We start from the raw sequence: 10,181 nt of genomic DNA on the forward strand, positions 1-10,181 counted from the left end.
CCGACAGCCGGACCCTCCCGCGGGAGGAATCCGGCTGTCGGCGCTCTAGAGAAGGTGGGTCAGGCGACCTTGGCGGTGCCGGTCACCTCCTTGGCGGCCGCTGCCGGCGCCGGTGCCTGGCCGACGGCGCGGCGGATACCGAGGGTGTCGGTCCCGTTGCCGTCCCAGTCACCCACGTGCACCTCGTCGCCCACGCGACCGAAGGTCAGCACGCGGTCCGCGTCCCCGCCACGCAGGGAGTTGTTCACGTGGAAGACCCGGCCCCGCTGGATCGCCAGCGTGTCGGTCCCGTTGCCGTCCCAGTCACCCGCGAGGGTGACGTCGGCGGCGCGGCCGTAGGTGAACACCGTGTCGGCGTCCCCGCCACGCAGGGAGTTCTTCACGTGGTACGTCGCGGCCCGGCGCACCGCGAAGGTGTCCGTCCCGTTGCCGTCCCAGTCACCCACGAGCACCGTGTCGGCCTCCCGGCCGTAGCGGAACACCGAGTCGGCGTCACCGCCGCGCAGGGAGTTCTTCACGTGGTACTCGTTGCCACGGCGCACCGCGAAGGTGTCCGTGCCGTCCCCGTCCCAGTCACCCACGAGGATCGTGTCACCGGGCCGGCCGTAGGTGAGGACCACATCGGCGTCCCCGCCCTGCTGGGCGTTGGACACGTGGAACACGTTGCCGCGGCGGACCGCGATCGTGTCCACCCCGTCCCCGTCCCAGTCACCGATCAGGACCTCGTCGACCCAGCGGCCGTACATGAAGTGCACGTCCGCGGAGCCCCGCCACGAGTTCGACAGGTGGAACTCCGCCGTCCGCCGGTCCGGCTGCGGCTCGGGGTCCGGGCCCGGGTCCCCGCCCTCGGTGGAGAAGGTGTGCTCCCACTCCGCCGTGGCACCGTCAACGAGCACGAAGCCCTCCAGCGCCCGGGCGGTCACGGTGACCGTGCCGGTGCCCGGGTGGGTCCCCGCGTCGACGACCTCGCCGTCGAGGACGTACTCCACGCCCTCGACCGCGGGGACCGTGAACGTGTCCTCCGCCGTGCCGTCCTCGTCGGAGAACGTCACCGCCGCAGGCGTCACCTCCACGGGCTCGGGGTCGGTGTCGTCGAGGTCCGCGACGCGGACGTTGCGGAAGGAGACGTCGTCGCCGTTGCCGTGGTTCTGCAGCCCGATGAAGCCGGACGTGAGGTCACGGTCGGGGTGGGTGCTGTCGAAGTCGTTGATCAGCACCTCGTTGAGGAACACCTTGATGTTCTGCCCCTCGACGACGATCTCGTAGGAGTTCCACTCCCCCGGCGGGTTGAGTGCCTCGTCGCGGGCCTCGAGGTCGGCGCTCTGGAAGGTGTAGATCGCACCGGTGGTGCGGTCGTCCTCGTCCGTCGCGTCGATCTGGATCTCGTAGCCCTCGTTGACGGCCACCCACGGATCGTTGCCCGGGTCGGGGAACCCGACGAAGACGCCCGAGTTGTCGTCCCCGTCCATCATCCAGTCGAGCTTGAGGCTGTAGGACCCCAGCTCCTCGGGGTACCAGAGCAGCCCCATGCCGCCGACGCTGAGCATCGAGCAGTCCTCCTGCAGCTCGAAGCTGCCGGGGCCCGCCATCCGCCACGCGTCCAGGCTCTCGGCGGTCCCGTCGAACAGGGCGCGGTAGCCCTCCTCGACCTCTCCCGGCTCGCAGGCCGGGGGCTCCGGCTCGCCACCCTCGGTGGAGAACGTGTACTCCCACTCCGTGCTGGCGCCGTCGGCGAGCACGTAGCCCTCGACCGCCCGCGCCGTCACCGTGACGGTGCCGGAGCCCGGGTGGGTGCCGGCGGGGACGACCTCGCCGTCGACGACGTACTCGACGCCCTCGACCGCGGGGACCGTGTACGTGTCGTCCTCGGTGCCGTCCTCGTCGGCGAAGCTCACGGCCTGCGGAGTGACCTCCGTCGGCTCGGCGACCTCACCGGCGACCGTGAACTCGATCTCGTGGACCTCGCTCGTGTTGCCGGCCGCGTCGGTGGCCCGGAAGGCCGCCGTGTGCTCGCCCGGCTCGCTGACCGCGACCGCACCCTCGTAGGCGAGCCACTCCCCGCCGTCGAGCGCGTACTCGAGCGTCTCGACGCCCGAGCCCGCGCCGTCGTCGGCCGACACGACCAGGGAGGCAGGTGCCTCGTAGGCCGCGAACTCCGCGCAGGCGATGGGCAGCCCGGGCGGCTCGGAGTCGTGGACCATGATCGACAGCGGCTCCTGGCGAGCGATCCAGGTCGCTGCGCCGGACCCGACGGCGGTGCCGTTGCGGTTCGGCCGGAGGTTGCCCTCGGGGTCGTTGCTCGAGGACGCCCAGATCTCGTTCGGCGGCCGCGCCGGGCCCGCGGGGTCGTGCATGTAGTGCCCCCCGTGGTCCATGCACGAGCCGTCGTGCAGGTGCGAGGCGTACTCCTGGCCGGGCAGCAGACCGGTGACACGGACGCTCACGGCGGTGCCGCTCGCGGTCTTCTCGAACGTGGCCGTGCCGCCGATGTCGAGCGTGGTCCCAGCGCCGTGGCCCATCGGTGTGAACTCACCGATCGACCTGCCGAGCACGTTGCCCTCGACGGTCGGAGCGTCCTCATCGACCGGCGGCTCGACGTCGCCGCCGGTCACCCGGAACCAGTCGAAGCTCACGGTGGTCGGCTCGGTCTGCTCCGGGCCGATGGCGACGAGGCCGACGGCGGAGAGGTCACCGGCGTGGGTCACCGGGTCACCGAGGGGGGTCCAGCTCTCCCCGTCCTCGCTCACCCAGCCGGCGTAGCTGTCTCCGGTGCGGGTCATCCGCAGGTGCCAGTAGTCGCCCTCGGGCTCGGCGGCCAGGTCGACCGAGCGGTTGCCGCCGGCCCCGAAGGAGCCGTCGACCTCGGAGACCAGCTCGGCGCCCAGGTCGAGCGCCGATCCGGGCGCGTTGCGGGCCACGACGTCGAGCTTGACGTACTCGTCGTCGTCGCCGTAGGCGAGCAGGCCCGCGTACTGCCACCGGTGGAGGAGCGGCGCGTGGACGCGCGTCTCGACCGTCCAGCCACCCTCGGGTGCCGACTGCAGGATGAAGTTCTCCGGCGAGTCGGGGTTGTCGTTGTTGATGTCACCGGGGGCGGTGACGATGTGGAGCTCCCCGTCGGCGACGGAGACGTTCTCCTCGTTGTAGCGGACCGTCGCGTCCCAGCGGCAGCCGTCGAGGGCGTCGCCCTCGAACTCGTCGCTCGGCTCGCGCTCGCCGTCGTCCTCGCGGTCCGGCGTGACCCGGACGTGGTCGACGACGGCGACGCCGCCACCCGCGCCGGTGTCACCGGCGGCGACGACACCCACGACGGCCTCGGGGTCGAGGGTCGCGGAGCCGTCGAGCGTGGTGAAGTCCTCGCCGTCGAGCGAGTACGCCGCGGTCACGTTCTCGCCGTCGCTGCTCAGGCGCAGGTGGACGGACGCCGGGGCGTCGGCCGGGAGGGTGACGTTGGCGGCGTTCTGGGTCCGCGACCCGCCGGCCTCGGTCCAGAACTCGAGGAAGCGGCTGCCGTTGTCGCTGCGGGTGAACGTCAGCTTGGTGTAGTCGTCGTCCCCGGAGTGCAGCATGAGGCCGCTGTACTGCCAGTGCCGCTCGTGGGACAGGGTGACCTGCGTGTCGACCTGCCACTCGCCCGAGGGCACCGGCTGGCCGACGAAGCTGATCGGGCCCGTGTTGGCGCCGTCGATGTCACCGGTGGTGACCGGCAGGTGCAGCGCGCCGTCGGCGACGGAGACGTCACCGCGGACGGTCGTCCAGCGCTGGGCGCTGAGGTCGTCGCCGTCGAACTCGTCGCTCATCGACACCGGGCACACCGGTCCCGGTCCCGGCTCGGGGTCCGGGTCAGGGCCGGGGACGACCGGGTCGTCGTCGAAGACGAAGTCGCTGAACACGACCTCGCTCGTCGCCGTCGCGTGGTGGGCGGTGACGAACAGGCCCAGGTCCTGCACCGAGGCGGCCCCGGGCAGCGTGACCGGCTGGCCGATCTGCGCGAAGTCCTCCCCGTCGGTGCTGTGGAAGGCCGTGTACTGGTCGCCGTCGCGCACGATGCGCATCCACGCCGGGTAGGCGGTGGAGCCGGCGGCCGTGGACGCGTTGAGCTGGCCGTTGCCGTTCGTGGACCGCAGCCACTCGAAGCCGCCGCTGGGACGGATGCCGAGCGCGGCGTAGCCGGCCGACTGTCCCGGTGCGGTGATGTCGTTGCGGACGATGAGGCCGGCCTTGGCGCTCCCGTGGGAGTTGCCCTGGCTGACGACCTTGACCGTGGCGGACCAGTCCTCGTCGGCACCGGCGGGCAGGTACAGCGAGCTGTACTCGTCCGCCGCGTTCCACATGTTCGCGCCGCCCGAGGTGATGACGAAGGAGCCGTCCTCACCGCGGGAGAACTCGCCGCGGGCGTTGGTGAACTGGCTGAAGTCGCCGAAGGGCTCCCCGACGGTCACCGGCACGATGCGGGACGTCGTGGACACCCCGTTGTCGTTGGTGGCGACGGCGGTGAGCTGGTACACCGACTCCTCGGTGACCTCCCACGTGACGCTGTAGGGCGCCTCGTCGTCGACGCCGATGGACTCGTCACCGACGAAGAACTCGACCTGGGTGATCTCGTTCTCCGCGTCGGTCGCGTCCGCCGTCACGGTGATCTCACCGGGCTCGACGGAGCCGGTGGGTGCGGTGACGGCGACGCGCGGGGTCGTCGTCGGGGACACGCCCTTGCCGTCGGCCTCGATGAAGTTGAGCCTGCGCTCGCCCTCACCGACGAAGACGACGTACAGCTCGAAGGTCTCCCCCGGGTCGGTCACCTCGACGGCGACGTCCGTGTAGCGGGACAGGCCACCGGTGGAGGGGACCTCCGCCGTGGCGAGCAGCTCGCCGTCCGGTGCGTCCATCCGCAGCTCGATGTCCCCACCGGTCGCCGAGGCGACCCGCAGGAGCAGGCGGTCGATGTTGACGAGGTTGATCGGGTCGTAGGAGGCCCAGGCGCCGTCCTGCCCGCTGATCGAGGTGCCGTGGCCCTCGATGTCGCGGGAGGCCGCCGCCGTGACGCCGTCGGACCCGGTGAAGAACTCCGCCTCGCGGATCTTGCCGAAGAGCAGGGAGGTGTCCTGCCCGGTGAGGCTGGGCACGCCGTCCTCGCCGCCGGAGTCGGTGTAGCGGGCGTCGAGCACGTAGAAGACGTTCATGTCGTCGCTGTGCCCACCGCCCAGGCTCGTCGCCACGGTCCCGGTGCGGCCGCTGTAGGGCTCGGCCGGGTGAGAGTGCGCGTCGTGGCCGAGGGCCGGCTGGACGATGATGTCCTCGTCGGCGATCTCCTCCTCGGCGTCAGAGGCCTCGATGTCCCAGCTGATCTCGTCGCCGAAGTTGAAGAAGGCGCCGTCGGGCGGAAGGTTGAAGCTGATCTCCGGGCGGGTGTTGCCCACCGTGACGGGCACGGTGGTCGTCCCCGTCTTGCCGTGGGGGTCGGTCACCGTGAGGCGGGCGTCGTAGACGCCGTTCTCGGTGTACGTGGTCGTGGGGCTCTCCTCGGTGGAGTCGGTCTCGCCGTCACCGTCGAAGTCCCACGCGTAGGTGAGCTCCTCGTTCTCCGGGTCGCTGCTGCCGGACCCGTCGAAGGTCACCTCGAGCGGTGCCTGGCCGCTGTCCGGGGTCGCCGTCGCGACGGCGGACGGCGAGCGGGACCCGGAGACGTAGTCGATCCGGTGCAGGCCCGAGTCGGGGTTGTGCCGGCCGAAGCCGCCGCCCCAGTCGAGGACGTACATCGAGCCGTCGGGCCCGAACTTCGCCTCGATCGGCGCCATGAAGGGCTCGGAGGGCAGGAACTGGTTGACCTTCTCCAGACCCGTCCCGTCCTCGGTGAGGAGCAGGGAGTACATCTTGTTGCGGGCCCACTCGAAGAAGAAGGGCTGGCCGTCGAAGGCCGGCGGGAACTTCGTGTCGGAGTCGAGCTCGGGGTCGTAGTGGTAGAAGGGGCCGCCCATGGGGGCCAGGCCGCCGCCCTGGTTGATGACCTCGGGGTGGGAGCTGCGCTGGTAGCCGTACCACATGTCGGGTGCGACGACGGCGGGCAGCTCGGTGAGGCCGGTGTTGTGGATCGAGTCGTTGACCGGGTTCTCGCAGTCGAAGTAGTCACCCACGGTCACCGGGTTGGTCGTGTAGTCGACGTCCCGGAAGGGCTCGTTGTCGCCCATGCACAGCGGCCAGCCGTAGAAGCCGGGCTCCTCGACGAGCATCCACTCCGCGATGCCTGCCGGCCCGCGGTTGGGGTTGTCGTTGCCGTTGTCCGGGGAGTAGTCGGCCAGGGAGAGGTTGCCGGTCTCCTCGTCGATGGCGAACTGGAAGGGGTTGCGGAAGCCCATCGCGTAGATCTCGGGCAGCGTCTTGTCCTCGGTGTCCTCGGACTCGTCGAACATGTTGCCCTCGGGGATCGCGTACGTGCTGCCGATCCCCGGCTCCGCGTCGGCGGCAATGTCCTCCAGCGGCGTGATCCGCAGGATCTTGCCGCGCAGGTCGTTGCTGTTGGCGGAGGTCGCCCGGGCGTCGTGGAACTGGCCGTCGCGCTCGGAGAGCGGCGCGTAGCCGCCCGAGGGCTCGGAGTGCGGGTTCACGTCGTCACCGACGCCGAGGTAGAGGTTGCCGTCCGCGTCGATCTCGACGACGCCGCCCGTGTGGCCCGGCTCGTCCGGCAGGCGGCGGGCCGGGACCTCGAGGATGACGCGCTCGCTGTCCGGCTCGATGATGCCCGTCTCGTGGTCCATGGTGAACCGGGAGAGCTGGCTGAAGAAGTTCGCGGGGTCGGTGTCGTCCTCGCTGGCGGGCGAGTAGTACAGGTAGAGGTGGCCGCTCTCGGTGAAGTCCGGGGCCAGCGCGATGCCGAGCAGCCCGTCCTCACCGCCGGAGTAGACGTCCAGCTCGAGCGCCGTCGTCGTCGTGTGCGTCTCGGGGTCGTAGACGCGCACCTGCCCACGGACGAGCTCGGTGAAGAGGACGCGGCCGTCGTCGGCGATGTCCATGCCGAAGGGGGCGGAGGTGTTCTGGTCGAGCGCGACCCGCTCGTACATGTCCCAGTTCGTGCCGCCGCAGTCACCCTCGGCCAGGCCGGCGGCCCACTCGACGCCACCGAGGATGTGGCCGAGCAGCTCGGGCTCCTCGAAGTGGGAGGGGAAGTGGCCCATGCCGGTCACCCAGGCACGGCCGCCGTCGTAGAGCTTGCACCACGAGATCGGGTGGTCGTAGCCCATGGCGTTGCCGCCGGGCTCATAGGTCGACTCGTCCATCGTGGCGAGCACGTGGGCCTCGCCGCGGACGTTGGCGGAGTAGTTGTACCACTCGTCCGAGCGCTCCCAGCGCTGGGGCAGCTCGTCGGTCGAGGGGTGGGAGTGGTCCTCCACGCGCACGGTGCCGGGCAGGCCCGGGTCGGTGCCGGTCGCGGCGTGGCCGGGCATGAGCGCGCCGACGAGCTCGTCCCACCACTCGTAGTCGCCGCGCATGTCGGTGGCGTTGTGGATGGCGACGATGCCACCCCCCGCCTGCTGGTAGCCCTCCAGGGCCTCCTTCTCCTCCGCCGTCCACGGGTCGCCGGAGGTCTGGAACATGACGAGGGCGTCGAACTCCGCGAGGGCTTCGTCCGTGAAGATCGAGGAGTCCTCGGTCCACACCGAGCCGATGCCGGCCTCCTCGAAGGAGTCCATGAGGAGCGGGGTGCCCTGGTCGATGGTGTCGCCGTGGCGCCAGGCCGCGGTCTCGGTGAAGACGAGGACGTTCGCCCGGTCGCCCTCCCGTGTGTCGATGACCTCGGGGCCCGGATCTGTGGCGGCGGCTGCGGGCAGTGCGGCGAGCAGGGACAAGCCCAGGGCACTGACGGACACCGACGCCACCATCCGTCCCCAAGCGGGACGTGAGGTGCTCATGAAGGTTTTCCTCCGTTGTTGTCGAACAAACTGTGTGCTTCGTTCCCGCCCGCCGCGTCGCGTCGCGCGGTCCCTCCCCCCGTCAGTCCGTCGGCATCAACCCCCTCAGGTGGGCCAGACCGTCGACGGCGATGGCGTCCTGCGTGACGGCGAGGGGCCGCCAGATGGACGCGGCCGTCGCGATGGTCGCGTTCTCGGCCGTGAAGGACTCGATGCACAGCGGGCCCGCGTAGCCGACGTCGTCGAGCGCGGTGAGGATGTCGCGCCAGGGCAGGTGGTCGGCGCCGGGAGCGCCGCGGTCGTTCGCGCACACCTGGACGTGGGCGATGCGGGAGCCGGCTCGGCGGATCGCGGCGGGCACGTCCCGCTCCTCGATGTTGAGGTGGTAGACGTCGAGGAGGATGCCGACGTCGGGCACCGGGGCGAGCGCCTCCAGCGCCTGGTCGACCGTGTTGATCAGCGAGGTCTCGTACCTGTTGAGGGGCTCGACGGCGATCCGCACCCCGGCCTGCACGCCGTGCTCGGCCACGGGGGCGAGGTTCTCGGCGAGCTCGGCGTAGCAGCGGCGCCGCTCGTCGTCGTTCATCCGCCACGTGCGCCCCACGGAGGCGTAGGCGGGCCCGGCGATGACCGGGGAGCCGACGGTGTGCGCGGCGTCGATGACGCCCCTGAGGTAGTCCTGGGTGCGGCGCACGGTCGCGTCGTCGGTGGCGACGAGCTCGCTGCCCTCACCCATGACGAGGGTGACGGTCGCGCCGAGGCCGAGGTCCGCGAGCAGTGTCGCGGCGGCGGCCGGGTCCCAGTCGCCCAGGTGCTCGACCGGGAGCTCGATGAGGTCGAAGCCCCAGTCCTTGACCTGCGGCGCGAGGCGGCGCAGGGACTCGTCGGTGAGCGGGGAGGTCCACACCCAGGTGTTCACGCCGATCTGGCGAGACGTCATCGTCCATCCTTCGTCGGGCCGGGCGTCAGTGCCCAGCGGGGCGCCGTGGGGCGCCGGTGTCCGGCGCCCCACGGCGGGGTCGTGCTAGTTGCCCTGCCAGGCCTCGGGGAAGCCGGGCAGGTCCTCGCCGCCGAACTTGGCGTAGTGCAGCGAGGGCATGTCCGCGTTCCGCTCGAGGTACTCGTCGAGGTCGGCGTCGGTGATCGGCTCCTGCGGGAGCACCCACTCGGCCGGGACCTCCTCGCCGGCCCAGATCATCTGGGCGGCCAGGACGGGCGTGCGCCACTGGAAGTTGGAGTAGCTCAGGCCGATGGCCGTCATCCCCGTCTCCTTCCACTTGCGCATGAAGCTCAGCTCGTCCTCGCCGACGAAGACGGGGTAGTCCGCACCCATGTCCTCGAAGGCCTCGACGGCGGCGACGGCGCCGTCACCGGCGTCCATCCAGATGCCGTCGACGTCCCCGCGCTGGAGGTACTGGGTGACGATGTCCTTGATCTGGGCGGCGTCACCACCGGTGAACTCCTGGCCCACCACCTCGATGTCGTTCTGCGAGAAGATGTCGTTCGCCGCACCCCAGCGGTGCTCGAGAACGTCGACGCCCGGGAGGATCCGCAGCGCGAGGACCTTCGAGCCGGGCTCGAGGTTCTCGACGAGGAACTCCGCACCGCTCGCGCCGTAGGCGTAGCCGCCGATCGGGTGGATGAAGGTGACGGCGCAGTCGGTGTTGACGCCGCGGTCGAAAATGATGACGGGGGCGCCGCTCTCGCAGGCCGCCTCGACGGCGGGGGTGAGGGTCGCCGTCGTCGACGGGGAGATGATGATCGCGCCGCAGTCGCCGTCGGAGACGAAGGACTGGATGTCGGAGATCTGCTTGTTGTCGTCGTCGCCGGCGTCCGCGACGCGGAACTCCCCGATGACGCCCTCCTCCTGGAGGACCTCCACCTGCTGCTGCATGGTGGTCCACCCGGTGACGCGCCAGGGGTTGGAGATCGAGGCGTTGGAGAAGCACAGCGTCTGGGCGCCGTCGGCGGCGAACTCGGAGGTGTCGACCATCTCGATGGGCTCGATCATCTGCAGCCACGGGGTGGCGGGGTCGCCCTCGGGCTCCATGTCGCGCTGGGCGAGCTCGCGCTCGTAGTCCGCGCGGACGAAGAACTCGCCCTCGGGGGTGCCGCCCTCCCCGCCGGTGCCGTCACCGGCGTCGTCGCCGGCGTCCTGGGAGGCGGCGGTCGTGGGGTCCACAGGCTCGGACGGGGTGTCGGTCGTGCAGGCCGTGAGGACGAGGCCCAGGCCGAGGACGCCTGCGGTGAGGCGGAGCGTGGTGTGCTTCATCAGTA

The 10,181-nt window shown here is 70.9% G+C and carries 3 protein-coding genes; all 3 read right to left on the bottom strand.

Annotated elements, in window-relative coordinates; genetic code table 11:
- Window positions 1–59: 59 nt before the first annotated feature.
- Window positions 60–7,904 carry a ThuA domain-containing protein gene (locus ACWPXV_RS06000; protein WP_454084376.1) on the bottom strand — a complete coding sequence of 2,615 codons (7,845 nt, stop codon included), beginning with the start codon at window positions 7,902–7,904 and terminating at the stop codon, window positions 60–62.
- 82 nt (window positions 7,905–7,986) lie between these two features.
- The gene (locus tag ACWPXV_RS06005) at window positions 7,987–8,844 is read right to left on the bottom strand and encodes a sugar phosphate isomerase/epimerase family protein (RefSeq protein WP_454084377.1); all 858 of its coding nucleotides are present in this window, start codon (window positions 8,842–8,844) and stop codon (window positions 7,987–7,989) included.
- An 84-nt stretch (window positions 8,845–8,928) separates the two neighbouring features.
- Window positions 8,929–10,176 carry a substrate-binding domain-containing protein gene (locus tag ACWPXV_RS06010; RefSeq protein ID WP_454084378.1) on the bottom strand — a complete coding sequence of 416 codons (1,248 nt, stop codon included), beginning with the start codon at window positions 10,174–10,176 and terminating at the stop codon, window positions 8,929–8,931.
- Window positions 10,177–10,181: the final 5 nt, after the last annotated feature.

Source organism: Georgenia sp. Marseille-Q6866 (assembly GCF_965111665.1).